The sequence below is a fragment of the Conexibacter woesei Iso977N genome, assembly GCF_000424625.1.
GTDB lineage: Bacteria > Actinomycetota > Thermoleophilia > Solirubrobacterales > Solirubrobacteraceae > Baekduia > Baekduia woesei_A.
On record NZ_AUKG01000002.1, the window covers coordinates 734237 to 758662 of the forward strand.

Genomic DNA, 24426 nt, shown 5'->3' on the forward strand with positions numbered 1-24426 from the left:
GTGCACGACGGCGAGCGCATCCTCATCGTGGGCGCGCTGCTGTCCGCCGGTCTGCTGGCGTCGCTCGTCGCGTCCCGCGTCCGGGTCCCCGGGCTCGTGCTGTTCCTGGCGATCGGGATGCTCGTCGGGACCGACGGGGCGGGGTGGATCGACTTCGACGACTACGCGGTGGCGCGCACGGTCGGGATCGTGGCGCTGATCCTGATCCTGTTCGAGGGCGGACTGGCGGCCGGGATCCCGGAGATCCGGCCGGTGCTGGGCGTGTCGCTGACGCTGGCGATCGTGGGGACGGTCCTGACGGCGGTCGTGACCGGGCTGGTCGCGGCGTGGCTGTTCGACTTCAACACGACCGAGGGGCTGCTGGTCGGGTCGATCGTGGCGGGCACCGACGGTGCGGCGATCTTCGCGCTGCTGCGCGGGTCGACGCTGCGGCGGCGGCTGGCGCGGACGCTGGAGGGCGAGTCGGGGCTCAACGACCCGATCGCGGTGCTGCTGGTCGTCGGGTTCATCCACCACCTGCAGAACCCGGACTACGGGCTGCCGGAGTTCCTGTTGCTGTTCGCGCGGCAGATCGCGATCGGCGGCCTGGTCGGGGTGGGCGTCGGCTACGTGGTGACGTGGGCGCTGCGCGAGGCCAAGCTGGCGAGCGGCGGCCTGTACCCGGTCGCGACGCTGGCGGGGTGCGCGGTCGCGTTCGGCGTGGCCGACACCGCGCACGGGTCCGGGTTCCTGGCGGTCTACCTGGTGGGGTTGATGCTCGGCAGCGCGACGATCCCGGCGCGCCAGACGATCGCGGCGTTCCACGAGGGCATGGCGTGGGTCGCGCAGTTGTCGATGTTCTTGGTCCTGGGGTTGTTGGTGTTCCCGAGCCAGCTGGCCGACGTGGCGTTGGAGGGCACCGTGCTGGCGCTGGTGCTGGTGTTCGTCGCGCGGCCGCTGGCGACGGTGATCTGCACGGCGCCGTTCGGGTTCTCGTGGCAGGAGCAGGCGGTGCTGGGGTGGGCGGGGCTGCGCGGGGCGGTGCCGGTGGTGCTGGCGACGTTCCCGGTGATCGACCACATCCCGCGCGCGGGCGAGTTCTTCAACATCGTGTTCTTCGTCGTGCTGTTGTCCACCATCTTGCAGGGCACGACGTTCGAGTGGTTGGCCAAGAAGCTGCGCGTGACCACCGACGACCCGGCGCTGCCGCGGCCGCTGGCGGAGTCCGGGACGATCCGGCGGCTGGGCGCGGAGGTGCTGGAGTTCCCGGTCGCGCCGGACGACGCGATCGTCGGGCTGGCGGTGCGCGACCTGGGGCTGCCGCGGGAGGCGGTCGTCAACGTCATCGTGCGTGAGGGGCAGGCGATCCCGCCGCGCGGGTCGACGCGGGTGGTGGCGGGCGACCGGCTGCACGTGCTCTACCGCGAGGAGACGTCGCGCGAGTTGGTGTCCTTGACGTCGTCGTGGCGGACGGGGCCGATCGGGCCGCGGGCGCGGCCGGCGCGGGCGGTCCGGAGCTCGTCGACGATCTTCAGCGCGCGGCCGTGGACGGACGCCGACGGCGACGCGACGCGGCCGGCGAGGGTGGGGGAGCAGGACGTCGTGGACCTGCTGCGGATCCGGCGCGACGCGCCCGGGTCGCTGGTCGTCCTGGCCGACGGGCGCTACGCGCTGTGCGGTGCGGTCCTGGTCGTCGGCGCGCGCCGGCAGGTGACCGGCTGGATCGAGCGGCGCATGCCGGCGGCGGGCGAGGCCGAGCGCGCGTGGCTGCGGACGGTGCTGGGCGCGGTCGCCACGGATCTCGCCGAAGCCCGTCGTTCGTAGACTCCCGTCGCGATGGCCCGCCTCGCCGAAGAGCAGATCCAGGAGTTCTACGAGCAGTGCTACACGCCGGGGGTCGACGGCGACAAGTACCGGCGCTGGCGTGAGCTGGGCGCCGAGGGCAAGGCGGACCACGTGATGGCGCTGGTCGCGCGGGCGGGCATTGCCGCGCCGCGAACGGTCTGCGAGGTCGGTTGTGGTGACGGCGCCGTGCTGTCGGTGCTGGGGCGGCGCGGGTTCGGCGGGTCGCGGGTGGGCTATGAGATCTCCGCTTCGGGCGTGAAGCTGACGGCCGAGCGCGAGGAGGTCGACGGCGCCTGGGTCTTCGACGGCTCGCACCTGCCGGTGGCGGATGACGCGTACGACCTGGTGTTCGCCACGCACGTCCTGGAGCACGTCCCGGACCCGGCGCCGCTGACGCGCGAAATGCTGCGCGCGGGGCGGGCCGTGGTGATCGAGGTGCCGCTGGAGGCGAACGTCTCGGCCCATCGCCCGGCGGCGCGGGCGGCGTCGGAGGGCGTCGGGCACCTGCACCGCTTCCACCGCCGCGCGATCCGCGGCCTCGTCGAGGACTGCGGCGGCCGCGTCGCCGCGGAGCTGGTCGACCCCCTGCCGCGCGCGGTGCACACCTTCGGGGCGGAGTCCGGCAAGGCGCGCGCGAAGGGGACGGTGAAGTGGGCCGTCCGGGCAGGCGCGGCCGCAGTCCCGGCGCTCGGCGAGCGCCTGATCACGCTGCACTTCGCCGTGCTCGCCCTGCCCGCCTGACGCGCTCCACGCACCCGCTCCGTGATCCAAGTCGTTGGTCGAGGATGGACGGCTCCTCGCCGTCGTGGCTGCTGCCGCGCTGGTTCCCGCGACCGCCGCCGAGGCCAAGAAGGCGCCGCGTCTCGACGACGCGGTCTACACCGTCGTTGCGCGGGTCACGATGGATGAGTCGTGGAACTACGACGAGAACACGACGGATCTGTGCCTCGATGGATGCTCGGTCGAGGAGAAGGGCTCGGGCTCGGCGCATCTGTCGGTGAAGTCGAAGCCGACGAAGTGGATGGTCATGCGCGGGGTCCGAGGGCGGCCGCCGGCGATCGACGTCGGGACCGGCGAGGGCGCGGCCGCCGTCGGCGTGTTCAAGCGCGATGGCGCGCTGACGACGACGCACGCCGGCTCCTGGGCCGCCGCCAACCCGCCGGAGTCGCTGCCCGCCGACGGCTGCGGCACCAGGAGCGTCACGGTGCCGTTCCACCTCGCGTTCACCGACAGGACGACGCTGGCGCCGAGCATCGACGCGGACTTCGACACCGCCGACTGCCCGGCCGGCCGAACACCGGCCTCATCTGGGACGGCGGCGGCGACGGTCCGTCGCTGAACGACGTCGAGACCACCACGTCGCCCACCCGCTTCCTCAGCGCGCGCGCCTTCACGGTGCGCGGCACGAAGACGTGGCACGCGTCCGCCGACCCCGTCAGCGGTGGCGCCAACCGGACGCGTTCCGGCGCCAAGACCGTCACGTGGTCCTGGGAGGTCACGTTCAACATGGACAAGAAGAAGCCGAAGCGGCATCGCTGAGCGACGCTGCGCAGCTCGCCACCCGTGTAGGTTGCGGGTGGTGAGCGCGCGCAACGTCCTCGGCGGCACGCTGGAACCCTGCGGCATCGAGCCGCTGACCGGCTTCTACCGCGACGGGTCCTGCGTGACCGGCCCGGAGGACCTCGGCAGCCACACGATCTGCGCGGTCGTGACGACCGACTTCCTCGAGCACCAGCGCGCGATCGGCAACGACCTGACGACGCCGATGCCCCAGTACCGCTTCCCGGGCCTCGTCCCCGGCGACCGCTGGTGCGTCACCGCCGCCAACTGGCTGCGCGCCTACCACGACGACGCGCCCGCGTTCGTCGTCCTCGCCTCCTCGCACGAGCGCGCACTGGAGATCGTCCCGCTCGAGGCGCTGCGCGAACACGCGGTCGACGTCCCGGCCGACCCCGGCGCGCTGTCCTGACGCGCGGTAGGGTCGCGCGATGCCCGACGAGAACGCGCAGCTGATCGAGCGGTTCTACGAGGCGTTCGGCGCCCGCGACGGCGCGGCGATGGCCGCGTGCTACACGCCGGACGCGGTCTTCAGCGACCCCGTCTTCGGCGAGCTGCGCGGGGCCGACCCGGGGCGCATGTGGATCATGCTGACCGGCCGCGCGCAGGACCTGGCGATCACGCTGGAGTCGCACTCCGCGTCGGGCGAGACCGGCGAGGCGCACTGGCTCGCCGACTACACGTTCGGCGCGACGGGGCGGAGGGTCCACAACGACGTGCGGGCGAGGTTCGTCTTCCGCGACGGCCTGATCGCCGAGCACCACGACGCGTTCTCGTTCTACGCCTGGTCACGCCAGGCGCTCGGCCCGGCCGGCCTGCTGCTCGGCTGGACGCCGATCCTGCGCAACAAGGTCCGCGGCCAGGCGCTGGAAGGGCTGGCGGCGGCTCCGCCGTCCGCCTAGCGCGTCGCGACGATCACGAGCCGCGTCGCCGTCCCGAACGGCGTGCCGTCGAGGTCGCCGAAGCACGAGGTCTTCACGAACCCCGCCGCGCGGAGCATGTGCACCAACTCGGTCGCGGTGTAGACCCGCGCCTCGAACGTCCGGGAGTCCCGCCCGCCGTCCTTGTCGATCAGCGTCTGCGTCGTCTGGGTGACGCCCGATGCCGGGTCGAACGTCCGCTGCTCCAGCAGCAGCCGCCCCGCGCCGAGCAGCGACCAGCCGGTCTCCGTGAAGTCCCGGACCAGCAGGTCCCGGTGCATCGTCTCGACGACCAGCCGCCCACCCGGCCGCAGGACCCGCGCGACCTCGCCCAACACCCGCGTGTCCTCCTCGTCGCCGAGGTAGCCGAGCGACGTGTACAGGTTGAGCGCCGCGTCGAACGACGCGTCGGCGAACGGCAGCTCGCGGTAGTCGGCCTCGACGAACACGGGCGCCGCACCAGCCTCACCCGCCGCCCGCCGCTCCGCCTCCGCGAGCAGCGCCCGCGACCGATCCACACCCGTCACCGCGTACCCCGCCGCCGCCAACGGGATCGCATGCCGCCCGAACCCGCACGCCACATCCAGCAGCGCACCACCCTCCGGGCACCGCGCCAACCCGGCGGCCGCCTCGGCCTGCAGCCGCGCCTCGTCGCGCGGCTCCGCCGACCCGGCGTGCACGCGCAGGTAGAAGTCGCTGAAGAACGCGTCCCAGGTCTCCTGGGAGCTCGGGGTCCGACCGGCGGCCATGCCCCGAGCCTAGGACAACGTCAGTCCGCGCCGGGCATGAGCCCCGCCAGGACCAGCTCGGTCCCGCGGAGGTGCTCGGCCATGATGCGCACCGCGCCGTCCGGATCCTTCGCGCGGATCCGGGTCAGCAGCTGTGCGTGCTGGGCGTTGGCGTGCTCGAGGATCTCCGGTGGGTGGGCGATGTAGGAGATGAGGTCGGTCATCTGGCCCTGGGACTCGGTCGCCATCGCGACCAACCGCGGTGACTTGGTCGCCTCCGCCAGCCCGATGTGGAAGCGCACGTCGGCCTGGCGGTAGGCCGGGAAGTCCTCGGCCATGTCGTCCATCGCCACGACCAGCTCGTCGAGCGGCGCCAGCTCCTCCTCGACGGCCCGGACGGCGGCCAGCGACGCGATCCCCAGCTCGATCCCCAGCCGCACGTCGCACGCGCCGCGCCAGGACGCCAGCACCGCGCGCGACGGCGGGTCCAGCGGCGGCGGCCGCTCGGCGACGAACGTCCCGCCGCCGCGGCCCCGGACCGCATGGAGGTGCCCGGACTGCGCCAACGCGGTCAGAGCCTGCCGCAAGGTCGACCGCGAGATCTCCAGCCGCGTGCACAGCTCGCGCTCCGCCGGCAGCCGCGCGCCCGGCGCCAGCAGCCCCAGCTTGATCGCCGTTCCGAGCCGCTCCAGCGTCTCCTCGAACGCCGTCTGCGACCGCACCGGCGCGAAGACGGTCTCGAAGGACGGAAGTTCGGAGGAGGAAGTCGGAACGCTCATCTCAGCTCACAGGCGCTCGAACCCTCGCACCCGTTCCCAGTCGGTGACCGCCGCATCGTATGCGGCCAGCTCGACATCGGCCATGTTGACGTAGTGGGCGACCACCTCGTCGCCGAAAGCCGCGCGCGCGATCTCGCTGCTCGCGAACAGCTCGCGGGCCTCGCGCAGCGTCTTCGGGACGTGCTCCACACCCTCCGCGGTGTACGCGTTGCCCTCACAGACCGGCGGGAGCGTCAACGAGTTCTCGACCCCGTGCAGCCCCGCCGCGATCAGCCCCGCGATCGCCAGGTACGGGTTGACGTCGCCACCCGGCAGGCGGCACTCGAAGCGCTTGCCCGGCCCGTGGCCGACGACCCGGAACGCGCACGTCCGGTTGTCGTTGCCCCACGCGACCGCCGTCGGCGCGAACGACCCCGCGGCGAAGCGCTTGTAGGAGTTGATGTTCGGCGCGAGCAGCAGCGTCAGCTCGCGCAGCCCCGCGATCGCGCCCGCCAGGAACGACGAGAACAGCGCGTCGTCGCTCGCGAACACGTTGGCACCGTCGGCGTCGGCCAGCGACAGGTGCAGGTGGCACGAGTTGCCCTCGCGCGCGTCGTACTTGGCCATGAACGTGATCGCCTGGCCGTGCTGGGCCGCGATCTCCTTGGCGCCGTTCTTGAACACCACGTGCCGGTCGCACGTCGTCAGCGCGTCGGCGTAGTGGAAGTTGATCTCGTGCTGGCCGAAGTTGCACTCGCCCTTGGAGTCCTCGACGCTCATCCCCGCGCCGTGCATCGCGTTCCGGATCGATCGCAGCAGCGGCTCGACCCGGGCCGTGCCCAGGATCGAGTAGTCGACGTTGTAGCGGTTGGCCGGCGTCAGGCCGACGTAGCCGCGGTCCCATGCGTCCTCGTAGGAGTTCTCGAACAGGATGAACTCCAGCTCGCTGCCCGCGTTGGCCGTCCAGCCGCGCTCGGCCAGCCGCGCGAGCTGCCTGCGCAGGACCTGGCGCGGCGAGGCGACGACGTCGCTGCCGTCCTCCCACTGCAGGTCGACCAGGCACAGCGCGGTGCCCTCCTGCCACGGGACGACCGTCAGCGTGTCGAGATCCGGCGCCATCACGAAGTCGCCATACCCGCGCGACCACGAGGACATGGCATAGCCGTCGACCGTGTTCATCTCGACGTCCACCGCGAGCAGGTAGTTGCACGCCTCGGCACCGTGCTCGACGATCTCGTCCACGAAGAACTGCGCGTGCATGCGCTTGCCCTGCAGTCGGCCCTGCATGTCGGTCAGGCACAGGAGCACCGTGTCGATCCGTCCCGCTTCAACCTCGGCCCGCAGCTCGTCAAGGGTCATGGCGCGCGAAGGTACAGGCAGCGCACCATTGACCGCAATGCCACGGCGGGTCTAATGTCGCGCCTTGGCCCCGCCACGCGCCGTCATCGAGGCAGTCCAGGACCGCCTCGGCGCGCTCGCCGGGGAGCCGGCGGTGCTGGGCGGCGGGATCACCAACCACAACTTCCGCGTGCTGCTGGCGGACGGGACCGAGGCGGTCCTGCGGGTCGCGGGGCGCGACACCGAGCTGCTCGGGATCGACCGCGCGGCCGAGCACGTCGCGACGGTCGCCGCCGCCAAGCTCGGGATCGCCCCGGCGGTCCTGGCGTTCCTGCCGGAGCAGTCGTGCCTGGTGACGCGGTTCGTGCACGCGGCGCCGATCGCCAACCAGGCGCTGCGCGAGGCGCCCGCGCTGCCGGAGGTCGCCCGCGCGCTGCGCGCGTTCCACGAGCACGCGCCCGCGCTGCCGACGCGCTTCGACGTCCCGGCGATCGCGCGCGCGTACCTGGCGCTGGCGGGGGAGCGGGGCGACGGCGGCGCGGGCGACGTGCCGCAGGCCGCGTGGGACGCGGCGGCGCTGGCCGAGCGGATCGCCGGCGCGGTCCGCGGCGAGTCCGAGCACGCGCTCGTCCCGTGCCACGACGACCTGCTCGGCGCGAACGTGCTCGTGGAGGACGGCGGGCGCGTGTGGCTCGTCGACTGGGAGTACGCGGGGATGGGCGACCGCTACTTCGACCTCGGCAACCTGTCCATCAACAACGGGTTCACCGAGGACGACGACCGCGCGTTGTTGTCCGCCTACTGGGCGGAGGACTGCACGCCGCGGCGGTTCGCCGCGCTGCGGCTGATGCGCGTGATGAGCGACGTGCGCGAGGCGCTGTGGGGTGTCGCGCAGACCGCGCTGTCCGACCTCGACTTCGACTTCCCCGGCTACGCCGAGAGGCACTTCGCGCGCCTGCGGGCGAGCACCGCCGACCCCCGATTCGAAAGCTGGCTGCGCGATGCCGCGACCCCGTGAGCTCCCCGACCGCGCCCGCGTGGTCGTCATCGGCGGTGGGGTCGGCGGGACGTCGATCGCCTACCACCTGGCGCAGCTGGGGGAGAAGGACGTGGTGTTGCTCGACCGCGACGAGCTGACGTCGGGGTCGACGTTCCACTCCGCGGGGCTCGTGGGGCAGCTGCGGTCGAGCGTGTCGCTGACGACCATGATGATGTACTCGGTCGAGTTGTACCGGTCGCTCGACTGCGGGTGGGTGGAGTGCGGCGGGATCCGGCTGGCGTGCACGCCGGAGCGCGAGGAGGAGGTCCACCGGCAGGTCGCGTGGGCGCGGACGTTCGGGCTGCCGCTGGAGCTGATCTCCGGGGACGAGGCGGTCGAGCGCTTCCCGCTGATGGTCGGCGACGGCGTGCGGGTCGCGTCGTTGCTGCCGACCGACGGGTACCTGGACCCGTCGCAGTTGACCTACGCCTTGGCGGACGGCGCGCGGGCCGGCGGCGTGCAGATCTACACGCACACGCGCGTGACGGGGATCGCGGTGCGCTCCGGGCGAGTTGTAGGGGTTGCGACCGAGTGGGGCGCGATCGAGTGCGAGCGCGTGGTGATCGCGGGCGGGATGTACGCGGCCGAGCTGGGGCGGCTGGCGGGCGTCCGGGTCCCGATCGTCCCGATGGCGCACGAGTACCTGGTGACGCAGCCGTTCCGGGATCGTTCCGAGGGTCCTTGGAACCTGCCGACGCTGCGCGATCCCGACAACCTCATCTACTTCCGCGAGGAGGGCGCGGGGCTGGTGATGGGCGGCTATGAGCGCGACTGCGCGCCGTGGGCGTTGGACGACAACTTGGTCGACCGGATCCCGCCGGACTTCAACGGGCGGCTGCTGGAGGAGGACTGGCCGCGCTTCGAGGAGATCGCGGTCGCCTCGCGCAGGCGGGTGCCGGCGATGGAGGACGTCAAGGTCACCAAGTTGATCAACGGGCCCGAGGCGTTCACCCCCGACAACGAGTTCTGCCTCGGCGAGACCGAAGTTGATGGCCTGTTCGTCGCGGCCGGGTTCTGCGCGCACGGGCTGGCGGGCGCGGGCGGGATCGGCAGGGTGATGGCCGAGTGGATCGTCGCCGGCGAGCCGCAGCTGGACCTGTGGCGGATGGACATCCGGCGCTTCGGGCCGCAGTACCGCTCGCCGGCCTACACGTTGAAGCGCACGCGCGAGGTGTACGAGACGTATTACGACATCCACTACCCCAACGAGGAGCGCGCGGCGGGGCGGCCGCTCAAGGTGTCGTCGAACTACGCGTGGCACGGCGAGCACGGCGCGGCGTTCGGGGAGAAGTCGGGGTGGGAGCGGGTCAACTGGTATGAGTCGAACGTTGTTGATGGTGATGCTGGGCTCCGCCCGCGCGGGTGGGCGGGGATGCACTGGTCGCCGGCGATCGGCGCCGAGCACCGGGCGTGCCGGGAGGCGGCGGCGCTGTTCGACGAGTCGTCGTTCAGCAAGTTGGAGGTGTCGGGTCCGGGCGCCGCGGAGTTCCTGATGGGGTTGTGCGACAACGACGTCGCGCGCGAGGTGGGGCGGATCACGTACACGCAGATGCTCAACGCGCGCGGGGGCATCGAGTGCGACTTCACGGTCACGCGGCTGGGGGAGGAGACGTTCGGGATCGTCACGGGGACGGCGTTCGGGCAGCACGACGCGTCCTGGATCCGGCGCCACGCGCCGCGGGACGGGTCGGTCACGGTGACCGACGTGACGTCGCGGTGGGCGTGCTTCGCGCTGTGGGGACCGCGCGCGTTCGACGTGCTCGAGCCGCTCACGCCGGACGCGCTGGACTTCCCCTACATGTCGTTCCGGGAGATCGTCGTGGGCGACGTCCCGGTCCGGGCGCTGCGCGTGACGTTCGTCGGCGAGTACGGGTGGGAGCTGTACTGCCCGGCCGAGTACGGCGCGGCGCTGTGGCGTTCCTTGTGGGCGTCCGGTGAGGAGCACGGGTTGGTCGCCGGCGGCTACCGCGCGATCGACTCGCTGCGGCTGGAGAAGGGGTACCGCGTCTGGGGCGCGGACATCACGCCCGACGAGACGCCGTACGAGGCGGGCTTGTCCTTCTGCGTCCGGGAGGACGAGGGCGACGACGGCGGCGGGTTCCTGGGCGCGGAGGCGCTGGCCTCGCGCGGCGCGCCGGCGAAGCAGCTCGTCTGCATCGTCCTGGAGGATCCGCGCTCGGTCGCGCTCGGCAACGAGCCGGTGAGCGTCGGCGGCACGGTCGTGGGGCGCGTGACGTCCGGCGGGTTTGGCTACACGGTCGGCTGCTCCATCGCGTACGCCTATGTGCCGGTCGCGTACGCCGATCCGGGCACCGCCGTGGCGATCGACGTGTTCGGGACCTGGGTGGCGGGCGAGATCCGGGCGGAGCCCTTGTACGACCCGGCGTCCGCGCGTGTCAAAGGGGTACAGACAGGCGCAGCCTTGCCTCCTACCATGAGCTGACCATGGCTGCCAACGCAGATACCGTCACGATCGACCGCGCCCGGATCGCGGAGCTCACCGAGCGTGAGACCGAGCGCCTCAACGAGGCCACGAAGGGCAGCGGCGACACCTTCGCCCGCGCCAACGTCCACCTCGCGTCTGGAGTCGCCTCCAGCTACCAGGTCCGGGAGCCGTGGCCCATCTACCTTGAGCGTGGCGACGGCCCGAAGGTCTGGGACGTCGACGGCAACGAGATGTGGGACTTCCACAACGGCTTCGGCTCGATGGTCCAGGGCCACGCCCATCCGGCGATCGGCAAGGCGATCACCGAGCGCTACGCGCAGGGCACGCACTTCGCCGCGCCGACCGAGGACGCGATCGTCGTCGGCGACGAGCTCGCGCGCCGCTGGGGCCTGCCGAAGTGGCGCTACACGAACTCCGGCAGCGAGTCCACGATGGACGCGATCCGGATCGCGCGTGCGCACACCGGGCGTGACGACGTCCTGAAGATCTTCGGGTCCTACCACGGGCACCACGACACGGTGATGGTGTCGATCGGCGTCGAGTACGACAAGATCGGCGACCACGACCACCCGGTGTCGCTGCCGTACGGCGGCGGGATCCCGCAGTCGACCGTCGACCACGTCTTCGCCGTGCACTTCAACGACGCCGAGTCGATGGAGCGCCGGATCGTCGAGCTCGAGGCCGACGGCCGCAAGCCGGCCTGCGTGATCATGGAGCCGGCGATGATGAACCTGGGCGTCGTGCTGCCCGAGGACGGCTACCTGCAGGCCGTGCGCGACATCACCAAGAAGCACGGGATCGTCCTGATCTTCGACGAGGTCAAGACCGGCCTGACCGTTGCGCCCGGCGGCGCCACCGACAAGTACGGCGTGCTGCCGGACATGGTCACGCTCGCCAAGGCGTTGGGCGGCGGGCTGCCGACCGGCGCCATCGGCATGAGCGAGGACCTCGCCAAGGTCGTCGAGGACGGCACCGTCTACCAGGTCGGCACCTACAACGGGAATCCGCTCGGCATGGCCGCGACGCGCGCCAACTTGTTGGAGGTGTTGACCCCCGAGGCCTACCAGCACCTCGACCATTTGAATGACCGACTGCTGAGCGGCTGCGAGGGCGTCATCTCGAAGTACAACCTGTCGGGCTACGCCGTCGGGATCGGGAGCAAGGGCTGCGTCACGTTCGCGACGACCAAGATCATCGACTACGAGACCTTCAAGGCCCAGCAGGACGCCGAGCTCGCCGACCTGGCCTGGTTGTACAACATGAACCGCGGCATCTTCATGACGCCGGGCCGCGAAGAGGAATGGACCCTGTCGGTGACCCACACTGACGAGTCGGTCGACGCCTACATCTCGGTCTTCGACGAGATGGCGAAGGACCTCACGGCGTAGCAATCGCTACACACGGCCCCGGTCGTTGGCGTCGCTTCCGGCGCCTGCGTCCGCGGCCGTCGCTGCGGGTGCCGCCGGCGCTGTGGCAATCAGTCCCGCTCGCCGTGGGACCGCCACGGCGAGCGGTCTTCGCCGTCACCCGCCGCAGCACCGCGCCTTCGGCACACACGGCCCCGATTGCTGGCGTCGCTTCTGGCGCCGGCGTCCGCGGCCGTCGCTGTGGGTGCCGCCATCGGCGTGGCAACCAATTCTGTTGGCCACGGCAGTGCCGGCGAGCGGTCTTGCCGTCGCCCGCCGCAGCACCGCGCTTCTCGCGACACGCGGCCCCGGTCGTTGGCGTCGCTTCCGGCGCCGGCGTCCGCGGTCGTCGCTGCGGGTCCCGCCATCGCGGTGGCAACCAATCCCGCTCGCTGTGGCACCGCCACGGCGAGCGGTCTTGCCGCTGACGGTGCGTCGTCGCGTCGTGGTGCTGCGACGCGGCGGTCTTGGTGTGCCGCGCGGCCGTGGGGTGGTGGTGCGGGGTGTGGTTCGGTGGGCGTCGATGGGATGGCGTTGGCGGTTGCGCGGGCGGCGCGGTGTGGCTGGGCGTTGGGGTCAACGGTGCATTTTGGTTCGTATGGGACCCAAATGCACCGTTGACCCCGGAGTCGGGAGGGTCGACGGCAGGTTGGTGTTCTATGCGAACACCGGACTGCCGTTGAGGTCACCAGCGGAGGGTGGCGAGCATGCCGTCGGCGGCTTGGAGGTCGGGCGAGGCGTCGGTTGACAGGGTGGTGATGGTGGCGTCGCCGGCGATCGCCGCTTCGATGGCGCGTTCGGGTGCGCGGGTGAAGCGGTCGCCGCGGAGCAGCGGTTCCGCGATCTCGGGAAGCGGTGTGGCCGTGGGGCGGTGGTGGGGGTCGAGGACGAGGTGGTCGACTTGGCCTTGGGCCAGCGCCGCCAGGACCGCCGCCGGGCCCCTGGCGAAGCGCTGCATGTTGTGGAGCGCGGCGAGCGCCTCGCGGGTGTGGAGGTCCTCGATCGCGGGTTCGAGGCGCTGCGCGATCTCGGACTCGTGGGCGTCGATGGCGTTCATCGGCAGCTCGGCGACGACGCGATCGGCGACGGCGGCGGGCAGGGCGTTCCGGAAGCGGGAGGCGATCGCGCGCTCGGCGGCGATCACCACGCGGGTCCAGCCCAGGGACTCCAGGCGCTCGGCGGTGGCAAGCGCGGCAGCGTGGAAGAACCGGTCCCGGTGTTCTTCTACACGTTGCTCGACCTGCTCGACGTGCGTCGTCCCGCTGCGCCCGCCGCGCCCCGGCGTGGACGACGACGGCCCGCGGTACGGCCGCCAGCCCTCGCCGTCGACCTCGAAGACCTCCTCGCCCGCCTCGTCGATCCGCCCGTGCGCCCAGTGCACCAGCCGTACGCGCTCGCCGCTCACCAGCACGATCCCGACGGGCCGGGAGTGGTCCAACAGCTCGATCATCGGCGCGAGCACCGGCTGGTCGGCCAGCGTCACCCCGGACTCCCGGACCGGGACCTGCAGGACGTAGCGGACGTCCAGCGCGCCGTCCAGATCCAGGAACCACACCAGCGACCGCCCGCGGTCGGCGTGCCCGAGACCCTCCAGCTCGCCCTCGATCGCGCCCCGCCGCTCGCGCCACGCCAGCTTGGCCTCGCGGTCGTCGCGCGCCTCCAGCGCGGCGCTCACGTCCCGGAGCCCGTTGCGCGCGGTGACCATCCACGCGGGCGTCTGCGCCGCGTTGGCGGCAACCCGCGGGTCGGTCTGCAAGTACATGCTGATCACCGGCCCGGCCGGCCGCCCATCGGTCTGCGCGAGCGCATGGAGCATCGCGTCGTCCGGAGGATCGGCGCGCCAGTCGGAGCGGGCAAGGTCGGCCATGCGCCCGACGCTACGCCCGCCCCGCGCACCGCGCCATCACCCACGCCGGGTGAAGTCCATCGTCCAGTTGACGTCCCACGTCGCACCGCCGTCGTAGGAGAACGCCTGCTCCCAGCGCGCGCGGTCGTCGCCGTCGCGGGTCCAGACGAAGCGGACGTCCAGCGGCGTGCCGTCGGCGTCGGCGGTCGTGGCGTGGAAGAGCCCGTGCTCGCCGTCCCAGCGGCCGACCATCGGGACGAAGTCCGGGTCGGCGTAGTTGCACAGCCAGACGATCGACCACGTGTCGGCGGTCACGTCGTAGGCCCGGACGGTCACCGCCTTGACGTGGCCGCGCCCCGGGAAGTCCGGCGCGTCGTAGTGGTCGAGCTGGACGAGGTCGTCCACGCACATCGAGACCGTGCACGTGGCCGGGAACTCGTCCCACAGGCCGGCGCTGAAGCGGCGGCGGTTGGCGACGTCCCAGGTCCCGGCCAGGAACGCGAAGTCGTTGGCGGCGGTGGGGCGGGCGGTGATGAGGTCGTTCATGGCTCCGGACCGTACGGGTGCAATAGGGCGCTTTCGGTCCTATAAGGTCGTTGGTGGTGTCGCGCCCCGCCACACGCCTGCTCGCGTTCCTGGAGCTGCTGGAGTCGCGGCCGGTCGTGACCGGCGCCGAGGCGGCGCGCGTCCTGGAGGTCGACGCCCGCACGATCCGGCGCTACGTCGAGGCGCTGCACGAGCTCGGGATCCCGGTCGACGGCCAGCGTGGTGCGGGCGGCGGCTACCGGCTGCGGCCCGGCTACCGGATGGCGCCGCTGATGCTCGACGACGACGAGGCGACCGCGGTCGTCGCCGGCCTCGTCGCGACCGAGGGGCTCGGGCTGGCGGGCGCCGAGCCGGCGCTGGCGAAGGTCCGGCGCGTCCTGCCCGCCGCGCTGCGCCGCCGCGCCGAGGCGCTGGAGAGCGCGCTGGCGTTCGGCGACCGCGGGGCGGGCGGGGCCGGGTCCGTCCCGCCGGTCGGCGACACGCTGCTCGTCCTGGCCGACGCGGCCCGCCGCCACCGCCGCGTCAGCGCCCGCTACGCGCCCGCCCGGGGCGAACCGCGCCGCCGCGAGCTGGACCCGTTCGGCGTCGTCGTCCACGGCGGGCGCTGGTACGTCAGCGCGCGCGACGCCGACAGCGGCGAGACCCGGACGTTCCGCGCCGACCGCTTCGCCGGCGCCGTGACGCTGGGCGAGCCGACCGACCCGCCGCCGGACGGCTTCGACCCGGTCGCGGCGGTCGCCCGCTCGCTGGCGCGCGTGCCCTACGCGTGGGCGGTGGAGGTCCGGCTGGCGGCGCCCGTCGCGCTGATCCGGCCCCGCGTGGCGCCGACGATCGCCGAGCTGACACCGGACGGGGAGGGCGCCTGCATCCTGACGATGCGCTCCGATTCGCTGCGCTGGACTGCCGAAGTCCTGGCCTCGCTCGGCTGCCCGTTCACCATCAACTTCCCGGACGAGCTCCGCGCCGAGGTCCGCGCGGTCGCCGAGTTGTTGATGGCCTCGGCCTAGCGGGCGCTACTGATCCTCAGCGCGTTGCTCGTCGCGCTCGCGCGGAACGCGTCGTTGCTCTCCACGACCTGGCACGCGATCCTGCGGCCCTTGTCACGCGGGCGGGCGCGGAACGTCCTCCCCGCGGCGTCCGGGATCAGCCTGCCGTCGGCGCGCCAGCGGATCGCGAGGTCCGCGTCCGGGTCGCCCCAGGAGCCCGTCCGGCACGTCAGCGTCCGGCCGACGCGCGGCGTGCCGACGAGCTTCGGGAAGCCCGCCGGGGCGATGAGGGCCGGGGAGATCTGCGCGCTCGCCACCGGAACCGTCGTCGTGTGCCCGGCGGGGTCGGTGACGCTCGCGGTGACGTCGTAGTCCCCGCCGTGGACGTAGACGTGCTGGGCGAGCGGCACGGAGACCGGGGTGCCCGCAGCCGTGATCGCGGGCAGCGGGACCGGCGCCTGCGTGCCGTCGCCCCAAGTGATGGTGATGGTGTACGACCCGGCCGGCCAGGCGACGTCGTCGGCGACGGTGATCGCCGGCGGGACGTAGGGACGCCCGGCGCCGACGGGGGTGCCAGCCGGCGGCGCCACGGTGACCGTCGGCGGGGCGGTGTCGACCGGCGGCAGCGGCGGCGGTGCCGGGAGCGGCCACGACGGCGGGACCGGCTGTCTCGGGCCCGCGACGCCGCCGTGGTGCGAGCACGCGCCCTGCCTGCCGCCGGCCTCGCTGGTCGTGCCGTCGGCGCAGGTGACCGTGTAGGCGGAGGCGCCGGAGGTGAGGAGCGCGAGCGCGGAGGTGGCGAGCGCTGCGGCGAGGCCGATGCGGTGTGCGTGCTTCACCGGCGCAACATACCGGCCGTTCAGCGGTCGCGAGCGTCTTCGCGCAGTTGCGCGCGGCGGATCTTGCCGGAGGAGGTCTTTGGGAGGTCGGGGGCGAAGTCGATGATGCGGGGGTACTTGTAGGGCGCGGTCAGGGACTTCACGTGGTCCTGGAGCTCGGTGCGGAGGGCGTCGGATTCGATCGTGGGGTCGCGGAGGACGATGATCGCTCGGACGATGGAGCCGCGTTCGTCGTCGGTCGCGGCGACCACGGCGGCCTCGGCGACGGCGGGGTGGGAGATGAGGGCGGATTCGACCTCGAAGGGGCCGATGCGGTAGCCGGAGGAGATGATCACGTCGTCGGTGCGGCCCTCGAAGAAGAGGTAGCCGTCGTCGTCCTGGCGGACGCGGTCGCCGGTGCGCCACACCGACTCCGACGCGCCTGTCACGCTGCCGCCCTCGTCCAAGTACCCCAAGAAGAACGTGGGCACGGTCGACGGATCCGCGACCAGCTCACCGTCGTCGATCCAGAGCTTGACCCCGGGCAGGGGGCGGCCCATCGAGCCGGCGATCGCCTCAGCGCCGTCGAGGTTGCCGGTCATCTGGCCGGTCTCGGTCTGTCCGTAGCCGTCGCGGATCTCCAGGCCCGTCGCGTCCTTCCAGACGCTGAGCACTTCCGGGTTCAACGCCTCGCCCGCCGCGACCAGCCCGCGCAGGGCCGGGAACGCGCGTAACGGCACGCGCTTGGCGATCACGCGGTACTCGGTCGGCGCCATGCAGAGCACGTTGACGCGCTCGCGTTCAAGGACATCAAGTCGCTCCGCCGGGTCGAAGCGCGCGTCGTGCAGCAGCGCCGCCGCGCCCCGCAGCCACGGCGCGATGAAGACGTTCCGGGCCGACTTCGACCACCCCGACGCCGCCGTGCACCACACGAGGTCTCCCGGCCGCGCGGCGAGCCAGTGCTCGGCCTGCAGCCGCTGGCCGTCCAGGTACCGCTGCCCGTGCAGGACCGCCTTCGGCTCGCCCGCCGTCCCGCTCGTGAACGTGATCAGGCACGGATCGAAGACATCAAGATCGACCGCATCAGGAACGACCGACGCATCCGGCCAGTCCATGACCCCCGGCCCCCAGATCGTCGGCCCGTCCCAGCCCGCGGCCTCCAGCACCTCCGCGTTGCGCCCGTCGGCCACGACCGCCGCCGGCCGCGTGACCGCCAGCCGCAGCTCCAGGTCCTTCGCGCGCAGCTGCTCGGTGCACGGCAGGACCACGTAGCCCTGGCGGAAGCACGCGACCATCGCGACGACCCAGTCCGGCTGGTTGCCCGCCAGCGTCAGGACGACGTCGCCGCGCCGGACGCCCGCCCGCTCCAGGTGCGCCGCCATCGTCCGCGCCGCCCGCGCAACCGCGCCGAACCGGTGCTCGCGCCGCGCACCCTCACGATCGAGCTCGACCAGCGCCAGCGCGTCCGGGTCGGCGGCCTCGACGACGTCCACTGCGAAGTTCCCCATCGCCTGCGAACCCTAGGCTGCAAGCCCGATGCATGACGTGTACCTCTACCTGCACCTGCTCGCGATGGCCTACTTCGTCGGCGGTCAGCTGTTCCTCGCGGCGTCGGTCGTGCCCGCGCTGCGCGGCAACCCCGACAGGGAGTCGGTCCGGGCGATCGCGCGGAACTTCGGGCAGGGCAGCCTCGGCGCGCTCGCGGTCCTGGTCGTCACCGGCAGCGCGATGGCGTCCGACCAGCACCTCTGGAAGAGCGGGACGCTGCACGCCAAGCTCGCGCTGGTCGTCGTCGCGATCCTGCTCGTCGTCGTGCACGCCAGGCAGCCCGGCAGGCACGTCTACGAGGGCCTGATCTTCTTGGTGTCCTTGGTCATCGTCGGCCTCGGCCTGCACCTGGCGACGATGTAGCGGATGCCCCAGCGCGATCGTCTTCGACGCCAGCGAGGCCGCACGCGGTGCGGTCTGCGCGCTGCCGGGCGCGGTCGTGCTGCTGAGCGTCAACGTCTCCGCCGGGATGCTGTGCGCGCTCGGCGCGCTGCCGGCCGCGATGCTCGGCGTCCCGCCGCAGCGCCGCGGCGTGCGCAGGCTGCCCGTCGTCGGCGCGGCGTTCGCGTTGGCCTACATCTTGGGCTCGATCCTCGGGCAGGTCCCCGCGCTGGCGGTCGCCGCGCTCGCCGCCGCCGCGGTCGGCGCGATCCGCGCCGCGGACGTCAGGCCCGCCGCCCGGATCCTGCCTGCGCTCGTCGTCCCCGCGTTCGCGCTCGGGATGAACGAGACGCTCCCGGACTCGCTCGGCCTCGCCGCCGCGTTCCTCGCCGGCTCGGTCTGGGCGGCCCTCGTCGCGGCGGCGTGGCCGCGGCGCCAACCCGTGCGCGCGGCGACCACAGCGACCACCGCACCGCCCGTCCCCGACAAGATGTACGCCTACCGCTTCGCCGCCGCCGGGGCGATCGGCCTCGCGCTCGGCTACGTGCTCGACCTCGAGCACGTCGCGTGGGCCGCCGCCGCGGCGCTGTTCATCATGCGCCCGGATCCCGAGGCCGCGCGCACCCGCGCGCTCGGCCGCGCGGTGGCGACGACGTGCGGCGTGGTCGCCGCCGGGCTGATCCTGCACCGCGGCCCGGCCGAGATCGCGCTGGCGTTCGTCGTGGTCGCCGCGATCGCCGCGATGATCGGCACGCGCGCCTCGCGCTGGTACGTGACCTCCGCGGGCTCCGGGCTCGTCGTGCTGCTGGCCTCCGGCGCGGCCTCGGCGGACGCGTTCCACACCGCCTTCGGCGAGCGCCTGCTGGAGACGCTCATCGGCGCCGCGCTCGCGGTCCTGCTGTCTAGAAGCGCCCGGCCGTCGAGGCCAGGTCGACCTCGATCGAGCTGAGCCGCTCGGCCAGCCGGACCGCGACGCCGGTCAGCGTCGCCAGCAGATCGGCGTCGGCCGGGTCGCGCGACTCGCGCACCAGCTCCATGACGGCGAGCACGCGCCCGTCCGGATGCACGACCGGGACCGTCGCCAGCGTGCCGAGGTCGGCCCACGCGGCGCTGCGCGAGCGCGGGCAGGCGAGCATCTCCTCGGTGTCGGCCCAGTGGGCCTCGCCGGACCCCGCGGCGGCCGGGACCAGCCCGTCCTCCAGGTGCGCGCGCCAGGCCATGGTCTCCCACGCCTCCAGGCCCGACATGTAGGCCGTCCACGTCTCAGCGCACGCGAAGGTCCCGACGCCGCCCGCGTCCTGCCAGACCGCGCCGCCCTTCCAGCCGGTCGCGGTCGCCAGCGCCTGCAGGGCGGCACGGCCCGCGGCGCGCGGGGAAGACGCCTTGGCCAGCGCCCTGTCCAGCTCGTCGAGCGCCTCCGGGGTGAAGCCCGGCGGCGGGCCCTCGGGCTCGTCGGGCGCGGCGAACGCGAACGCCTTGGCCTGCGCGGCGGCGACCTCCAGCGGCGGCAGCGCCGGCCGGCCGGACGCCGTGTACGGCGACGTCATGATCGCCGGGACCTGCGCGACGACCTGCGCCGGCGGGACGTCGGCCAGGCGCCGCTCGGCCAGCTCGCGGGCCTCGCGCTCGGTGTCGAGCTTGGCCTGCAGCTCGTCGCGCGCGGCCAGGGCGAGATCCAGGTCTGCCCGAAGTTGCAGCACTTCGGTGTCGAGCGACTCCTCGGCCCGCGCCAGCGCCCCGCGGGCCTCCTCGCGCGACAGCTCGGCGAGGTCGGCGCGGCGCTCGGCGTCGTCGGCGCGCAGCTCGGCGACCTCGGCGCGGCGGTGCGCCTCGCTGGCGCCGGACTCGGCGGCCTCGGCGCGCGCGACCGCCTCGTCCAGGCGTGCGCCCGCGCCCGCGGTCGCCTCCTGGGCCGCCGCGGCGGCGGCGGTCTCCCGCTCGGCCCGTGCCGCGGCGGCGGCCGCGGTGGCCTCGGCGGCGCTCGCGGTCGCCTCCTCGGCGCGCAGCTCGGCGGCGAACGCGCGCTGCAGCGCCTCGTCGCGCGCGGCGCTGGCCTGCTCGGCGACGGCCTGCGCGGCGCCGAGATCGGCGACCGCCTGCATCCGCGCGGCCTCCGCGGCCTGGGCGTTCTCGACCGCGTGCGCGACCTGCGCGCCGGACGACTCGGCGGCGTTCGACGCCTGCGACAGCGCGGCCTCCGCGTCGCGGGCGCGCGCCTCGGCGTGGGCGACGCGCGTGTCGGCGTCCTCCAGCGCGGCCTCGGCGGCCTCGGCCCGGGCGCGCGTGGCCGCGACCGCCGACTCGGCGTTGAACAGCGCCTCGACCTGCGCGTCGGATGAGGTGGCGGCCGCGTCGGCGCGGGCCCGCAGCTCGTCGAGCTCGGCGCCGACGACGTCCAGGCGTGCGACCAGCGCGTCGCGCTCGGCCGTGAGCGCAGAGAGATCCTCAACGGTCGCGGTCTGCGCGGCCAGCGCGGTCTCGGCGGCGCTCAGCCGGTCCGCGATCGCGTCGCGCTCGGCCTTCAGCTCCCACAGCGTCGCTTCGGTCTGCGTCGCGCTGACCGCGGCCGCCTCGCGCGCCTCGTCGCGTGCGGACTCCGCGGCGGCGAGCGCCTCGATCGCCTGCGTGCGCGTCTGCTCGGCCGCCTCGCGGCGGGCGACCGCCTCGTCGCGCTCGCGCGTCGCGGTCTCCAGCTGGGCGCGCAGCGACTCGACCTGCGCCAGCGCCTCGTCGCGCGCGGCCTCGGCGGCGCGCAGCGCCTCGCCGGCGTCGCCGCCCGCGGCCTCCGCGGCGTGGGCGCGGGCCAGCAGCTCCTCACGGACCGCCTCGGCGGCAGAGAGACGCGCGTCGGCCTCGGCGCGCGCAGCCTCGAGCTCCACGACCCGGGCCGAGGACTCCTCGGCGACCGTGCGGTGGTGGTCGAGCGCCTCGCGGGTCCGCGCATGCGCGTCCCGGACGCGGTCGCGCTCCAGCTCGGCGGTGCGCCGCGCCTCGCGCTCGCTCGCCAGCTCCTGCGTGACGGCCTCGCCGCCCGCGGCGCTGGCCAGCGCCTCCTCCTCCAGCGCGGCGGCGCGCTCGCGCTCGGCGGCGACGCGCGCGTCGGCCTCCTCGGCCAGCGCGGTGACGCGCTCGCGCTCGGCGGCCAGCCGCGCGTCGGCGGCGGCGAGCGCCTCCTGGGCGCCGGACAGCTCGCGCGCCAGCGTCTCGGCGCGCTCGCGCGCGTCGGCCAGCGCGGCCTCGGCGGCGGCGGACTTCTCGCGCTCGGCGGCGAGCGCCTGGTTGATCCGCTCGCCGTCGGCGACGCCGGCCCGCGCGGCCTCCAGCTCGCCGACCAGCGCCTCGGTGCGCTCGTTGGCGGACTGCAGCGCGCGCTCCAGGTCCTCGCGGCGCGCGTCGGCCGCGGCGGTCGCCTCGGCGGCGGCGCGGGCGGCGTCCTGGGCGGCGGTCAGCTCGCCGCCGAGCCACTCGGCGCGGCCGCGCTCCTGCTCCAGCTCCTTGGCGGCGTTGTCGTAGCGCTCGCGCAGCGCGGTCAGCTCGGCGTCGAGCGACTCGCGCGAGGCGATCGTCTCGTCGAGCAGACGCTTGGCGTCGTCGTGCGCGCCGTGCAGCGACGCCAGCTCCTCGGCGAAGCCGTCGCGCCCGGCGACCGCCTCGTCGCGCGCACGAGCAAGCTCATGCACTTCGACCCGGAGCGCCTCAAGATCTTCGAGCGCTTCGGGATCCCCAGCGGGACGCGACTCCGCCTCGGCCAGGCGCGCGGTCGCGGCGTCGATCTCGGCCCGGAGCGCCTCGACGGCGGCCTCGGCCTCCTTCGCACGCGCCTTGACCTCCTTGCGGGAGACCCGGACCTCCTCCAGCTCGGCCTCCAGCTCTGCGCGGCGCGCGGTCGCCTCGGCCAGCTGGACCTCGACGCCGCCGCGGCCCTCGCGCAGGCCGGCCAGCTCGGCGTCGAGCTCGTCGCGGCGCGCGGCCGCGGCCTGCAGCTCGCCGCCGAGCGCCTCGCAGCGGCCCGACAGGTCGGCGACCTGGCGCTGCAGGTCGGCGTCGCCGGTGCGCGCGTTCTGCAGCTCGCTCGACAGCAGCGCGGCGCGCTCCTCGGCGGCCTGCAGCTCGTGGGCGAGGTCGTCGTAGCGGGCGTTGGCCTCGGCCAAGCGCTCCTCGGCGGCCGCGGCGCGGGCGCGCGCGTCCTCCAGCTCGGCGTCCAGCGACGACGAGTGGTCGTTGACCGACGCCAGCTGCGCGGCCAGCTCGTCGACCCGCGCGGCGGCGTCGTCGCGCTCGACCGCGGCGCGCGCGGCCTCCTCGCGCAGCGCCTCCAGCTCGGCGCTCGCGCGCTCCAGCTGCTCGGTGGCCGAGCGCTGGGCGATCTCGGCCTCCAGGCGCGCCTCGCGCTCGACGGCCAGCGCCTCGCGCGCGGCGAACGCCTCGGCGTCGGCGGCGTTGCGCGCCTCGCGCTCGGCGATCAGCTCCTCCGCCGGGGCGGCCAGCCCGGCGGTGGCGACCTGGCCGACCGTCGCCTGCAGCCTCTGGCGCTGCTGCGCGCCCTGCTGGCGGTCGTCGCCGGGCGCCATGACGACGCAGATCGCCCACGGCTCCTCGCCGTCGTAGACCGGGAAGCGGCAGGCGCGCATCGCGCGGCGGCCGTCGCGGGCCAGGACGGTCTCACGCGCGTCCAGGTGGCCGTGCGCCTCCAGGACGAGCGCGTCCAGCTCGGCGACGCGGTGGGCCACGTCGGCCGGCTGCAGCGCGTTGTCGGTCTTGCCGACCAGCCGCGAGGCCTCGAGGCCGACGAGGTCGGCGAACGAGGCGTTGACCGCCACGTAGCGGCCCGCGGCGTCGCGCACGCAGGCGGGCAGCGTCGCTTCGAGCAGCGCGTCGGCAAGGGGCCCGAGGCGCTGCGAGGCGCCGGAGCCAGAGGTGGGGGCGGGTCCGTCGGTCATCCGTCCGGGACCTCATCGGCTCGTCATCGCAGTTCATCGGATTCCGGAGCGGGGGTCACGGACGAACGTTCGGCCCGCCACAGGTATCCTCGGGGGTCTTCCTGACCCGGATCCCTGGAGCGACCACATGGCCGTTGAAACCAGCGTCTTCAATGACACGACCGACGAGCAGAAGGCCATCATCGAGATGGTCCGGCAGTTCGTCGACGAGCAGATCATCCCGAACGCCGAGCACTACGACGGTGCCGACGAGTACCCGGCGCCGATCGTCGAGCAGCTCAAGGAGCTCGGCCTGTTCGGCATCACCATCCCCGAGGAGTACGGCGGGCTCGGCCTCGACCTGACGACCTACGTCATGGTCGTCGAGGAGCTGTCCCGCGGCTGGATCTCGATCTCGGGCGTGATCAACACGCACTTCATCGGCTCGTACCTGCTGCTGAAGTACGGCAGCGACGAGCAGAAGGACAAGTACCTCCCGCGCATGGCGACGGGTGAGATCCGCGCCGCGTTCTCGCTGAGCGAGCCTGAGCTGGGCTCCGACGTGCAGGCGATCAAGACCAACGCGCGCAAGATCGACGACGGCAAGTACGAGATCAACGGCCAGAAGATGTGGGTGACCAACGGCTTGATGTCGTCCTTGGTCTTCCTGCTGGTCAAGACCGATCCCGATGCGAACCCGAAGCACAAGGGCTTCACCTGCTTCATCACGGAGAAGGAGGCGGGCGTCAGCGAGAACACGGGCGAGTACGCCGGCCTGACCGTGCCCCCGAAGATCAAGAAGATGGGGTACAAGGGCGTCGAGTCCACCGAGTTGGTCTACGACGGCTACAAGTGCCCGGCCGAGAACATCCTCGGCGGCGAGGACGCGGGCCTGAACGCCGGCTTCGCGCAGATGATGGACGCTTTGGAGGTGGGTCGCGCGAACGTGGCGGCCCGCGGTGTCGGCCTGGCGCAGCGCGCGCTGGAGCTGGCGCTGAAGTACTCGCAGGAGCGCAAGACGTTCGGCAAGCCGATCGCCCAGCACCAGGCGATCCAGTTCAAGCTCGCCGACATGGCGACCCAGCTGGACGCGGCCCGCCTGCTGACGCGCCGCGCGGCGATGATGAAGGACGCGGGCATCCGCAGCGACATGGAGGCCGGCATGGCCAAGCTGTTCGCATCGGAGACCGCGCGCTTCTGCGCCGAGGAGTGCCTGCGCATCCACGGCGGCTACGGCTACTCCAAGGAGTACGAGATCGAGCGGATCTACCGCGACGCGCCGCTGCTGCTGATCGGCGAGGGCACGTCGGAGATCCAGAAGATGGTCATCGGCAAGAAGCTCTTGCAGCGCCATAGGATCTAGTCC

The 24426-nt window shown here is 73.4% G+C and carries 21 protein-coding genes; 13 read left to right on the forward strand and 8 right to left on the reverse strand.

Annotated elements, in window-relative coordinates; all coding sequences use genetic code 11:
* The 6 genes from H030_RS0115815 to H030_RS0115840 all read left to right on the forward strand — a co-directional run bounded on the left by H030_RS0115815 (position 1) and on the right by H030_RS0115840 (position 4283).
* Positions 1–1803, forward strand: a complete 1803-nt coding sequence (locus H030_RS0115815; protein ID WP_027006818.1) for a potassium/proton antiporter — start codon at positions 1–3, stop codon at positions 1801–1803.
* Positions 1804–1815: 12 nt separating this feature from the next.
* Positions 1816–2565, forward strand: coding sequence for a class I SAM-dependent methyltransferase (locus tag H030_RS37260; RefSeq protein ID WP_051222856.1), 750 nt, complete (start codon positions 1816–1818; stop codon positions 2563–2565).
* 64 nt (positions 2566–2629) lie between these two features.
* Positions 2630–3163, forward strand: coding sequence for a hypothetical protein (locus H030_RS0115825; RefSeq protein ID WP_155892077.1), 534 nt, complete (start codon positions 2630–2632; stop codon positions 3161–3163).
* A gap of 56 nt (positions 3164–3219) precedes the next feature.
* Entirely contained in the window at positions 3220–3363 is a 144-nt protein-coding gene (locus H030_RS39130) for a hypothetical protein (RefSeq protein ID WP_155892078.1), read from the forward strand.
* A 40-nt stretch (positions 3364–3403) separates the two neighbouring features.
* Positions 3404–3793, forward strand: coding sequence for a DUF2237 family protein (locus tag H030_RS0115835; protein WP_027006820.1), 390 nt, complete (start codon positions 3404–3406; stop codon positions 3791–3793).
* Between the two features lie 19 nt (positions 3794–3812).
* The gene (locus H030_RS0115840) at positions 3813–4283 is read left to right on the forward strand and encodes a nuclear transport factor 2 family protein (protein ID WP_027006821.1); all 471 of its coding nucleotides are present in this window, start codon (positions 3813–3815) and stop codon (positions 4281–4283) included.
* Here H030_RS0115840 and H030_RS32680 read toward each other — a convergent pair.
* Genes H030_RS32680 through H030_RS0115855 form a run of 3 tightly spaced genes read right to left on the reverse strand, consistent with a single transcriptional unit; the run spans position 4280 to position 7146 of the window.
* Positions 4280–5050, reverse strand: coding sequence for a class I SAM-dependent methyltransferase (locus H030_RS32680; RefSeq protein WP_051222858.1), 771 nt, complete (start codon positions 5048–5050; stop codon positions 4280–4282). The genes H030_RS0115840 and H030_RS32680 overlap by 4 nt on opposite strands.
* A gap of 20 nt (positions 5051–5070) precedes the next feature.
* The gene (locus H030_RS0115850; protein WP_027006822.1) at positions 5071–5808 is read right to left on the reverse strand and encodes a FadR/GntR family transcriptional regulator; all 738 of its coding nucleotides are present in this window, start codon (positions 5806–5808) and stop codon (positions 5071–5073) included.
* Between the two features lie 6 nt (positions 5809–5814).
* On the reverse strand, positions 5815–7146 hold the full coding sequence (locus H030_RS0115855) for a glutamine synthetase family protein (protein WP_035127811.1): 1332 nt from the start codon (positions 7144–7146) through the stop codon (positions 5815–5817).
* Positions 7147–7210: 64 nt separating this feature from the next.
* Here H030_RS0115855 and H030_RS0115860 point away from each other — a divergent pair, with 64 nt between their 5' ends.
* Genes H030_RS0115860 through H030_RS0115870 form a run of 3 tightly spaced genes read left to right on the forward strand, consistent with a single transcriptional unit; the run spans position 7211 to position 11998 of the window.
* Positions 7211–8143: a choline kinase family protein gene (locus H030_RS0115860; protein WP_027006824.1), complete on the forward strand. Its 933-nt coding sequence runs from the start codon at positions 7211–7213 to the stop codon at positions 8141–8143.
* Positions 8127–10607, forward strand: coding sequence for a GcvT family protein (locus H030_RS32685; RefSeq protein WP_051222862.1), 2481 nt, complete (start codon positions 8127–8129; stop codon positions 10605–10607). Before H030_RS0115860 ends, H030_RS32685 begins: the two co-directional genes overlap by 17 nt.
* A 2-nt stretch (positions 10608–10609) precedes the next feature.
* Positions 10610–11998, forward strand: a complete 1389-nt coding sequence (locus H030_RS0115870) for an aspartate aminotransferase family protein (RefSeq protein ID WP_027006825.1) — start codon at positions 10610–10612, stop codon at positions 11996–11998.
* Positions 11999–12701: 703 nt separating this feature from the next.
* Here the strand turns inward: H030_RS0115870 and H030_RS0115875 are convergent.
* Together H030_RS0115875 and H030_RS0115880 are read right to left on the reverse strand one after the other, a co-directional pair.
* The gene (locus H030_RS0115875; RefSeq protein WP_027006826.1) at positions 12702–13883 is read right to left on the reverse strand and encodes a VLRF1 family aeRF1-type release factor; all 1182 of its coding nucleotides are present in this window, start codon (positions 13881–13883) and stop codon (positions 12702–12704) included.
* Between the two features lie 36 nt (positions 13884–13919).
* Positions 13920–14408, reverse strand: coding sequence for a DUF1579 family protein (locus H030_RS0115880; protein WP_051222863.1), 489 nt, complete (start codon positions 14406–14408; stop codon positions 13920–13922).
* A 56-nt stretch (positions 14409–14464) separates the two neighbouring features.
* Between H030_RS0115880 and H030_RS0115885 the strand changes: the two genes are divergently transcribed.
* A complete protein-coding gene (locus tag H030_RS0115885) occupies positions 14465–15415 on the forward strand; it encodes a helix-turn-helix transcriptional regulator (RefSeq protein ID WP_027006828.1) in 951 nt (316 codons plus the stop codon).
* Here H030_RS0115885 and H030_RS0115890 read toward each other — a convergent pair.
* Together H030_RS0115890 and H030_RS32690 are read right to left on the reverse strand one after the other, a co-directional pair.
* Entirely contained in the window at positions 15412–16233 is an 822-nt protein-coding gene (locus tag H030_RS0115890; RefSeq protein ID WP_027006829.1) for a hypothetical protein, read from the reverse strand. The two genes, H030_RS0115885 and H030_RS0115890, sit on opposite strands and share 4 nt — an antisense overlap.
* A gap of 20 nt (positions 16234–16253) precedes the next feature.
* Complete coding sequence (locus H030_RS32690) at positions 16254–17720, reverse strand: AMP-binding protein (protein ID WP_035127814.1); 1467 nt, start codon at positions 17718–17720, stop codon at positions 16254–16256.
* Between the two features lie 28 nt (positions 17721–17748).
* On the opposite strand from H030_RS32690, the gene H030_RS32695 reads away from it, so the two are divergent.
* Positions 17749–18123, forward strand: coding sequence for a hypothetical protein (locus H030_RS32695; RefSeq protein ID WP_051222866.1), 375 nt, complete (start codon positions 17749–17751; stop codon positions 18121–18123).
* A gap of 76 nt (positions 18124–18199) precedes the next feature.
* Entirely contained in the window at positions 18200–19090 is an 891-nt protein-coding gene (locus tag H030_RS0115905; protein ID WP_027006830.1) for an FUSC family protein, read from the forward strand.
* Here H030_RS0115905 and H030_RS32700 read toward each other — a convergent pair.
* The gene (locus tag H030_RS32700; protein WP_035127818.1) at positions 19044–23081 is read right to left on the reverse strand and encodes a PAS domain-containing protein; all 4038 of its coding nucleotides are present in this window, start codon (positions 23079–23081) and stop codon (positions 19044–19046) included. The genes H030_RS0115905 and H030_RS32700 overlap by 47 nt on opposite strands.
* A gap of 127 nt (positions 23082–23208) precedes the next feature.
* On the opposite strand from H030_RS32700, the gene H030_RS0115915 reads away from it, so the two are divergent.
* Positions 23209–24423: an acyl-CoA dehydrogenase family protein gene (locus tag H030_RS0115915; RefSeq protein ID WP_027006831.1), complete on the forward strand. Its 1215-nt coding sequence runs from the start codon at positions 23209–23211 to the stop codon at positions 24421–24423.
* The last annotated feature ends 3 nt before the right edge of the window (positions 24424–24426 follow it).

Coding starts and splice junctions, on each gene's coding strand:
- H030_RS32700 (WP_035127818.1), bottom strand. CDS start 23,081: ATGACCGACGGACCCGCCCCCACCTCTGGCTCCGGCGCCTCGCAGCGC.
- H030_RS0115855 (WP_035127811.1), bottom strand. CDS start 7,146: ATGACCCTTGACGAGCTGCGGGCCGAGGTTGAAGCGGGACGGATCGAC.
- H030_RS0115850 (WP_027006822.1), bottom strand. CDS start 5,808: ATGAGCGTTCCGACTTCCTCCTCCGAACTTCCGTCCTTCGAGACCGTC.
- H030_RS0115875 (WP_027006826.1), bottom strand. CDS start 13,883: ATGGCCGACCTTGCCCGCTCCGACTGGCGCGCCGATCCTCCGGACGAC.
- H030_RS0115870 (WP_027006825.1), top strand. CDS start 10,610: ATGGCTGCCAACGCAGATACCGTCACGATCGACCGCGCCCGGATCGCG.
- H030_RS32695 (WP_051222866.1), top strand. CDS start 17,749: ATGCATGACGTGTACCTCTACCTGCACCTGCTCGCGATGGCCTACTTC.
- H030_RS32690 (WP_035127814.1), bottom strand. CDS start 17,720: ATGGGGAACTTCGCAGTGGACGTCGTCGAGGCCGCCGACCCGGACGCG.
- H030_RS0115880 (WP_051222863.1), bottom strand. CDS start 14,408: ATGAACGACCTCATCACCGCCCGCCCCACCGCCGCCAACGACTTCGCG.
- H030_RS32685 (WP_051222862.1), top strand. CDS start 8,127: ATGCCGCGACCCCGTGAGCTCCCCGACCGCGCCCGCGTGGTCGTCATC.
- H030_RS37260 (WP_051222856.1), top strand. CDS start 1,816: ATGGCCCGCCTCGCCGAAGAGCAGATCCAGGAGTTCTACGAGCAGTGC.
- H030_RS32680 (WP_051222858.1), bottom strand. CDS start 5,050: ATGGCCGCCGGTCGGACCCCGAGCTCCCAGGAGACCTGGGACGCGTTC.
- H030_RS0115915 (WP_027006831.1), top strand. CDS start 23,209: ATGGCCGTTGAAACCAGCGTCTTCAATGACACGACCGACGAGCAGAAG.
- H030_RS0115840 (WP_027006821.1), top strand. CDS start 3,813: ATGCCCGACGAGAACGCGCAGCTGATCGAGCGGTTCTACGAGGCGTTC.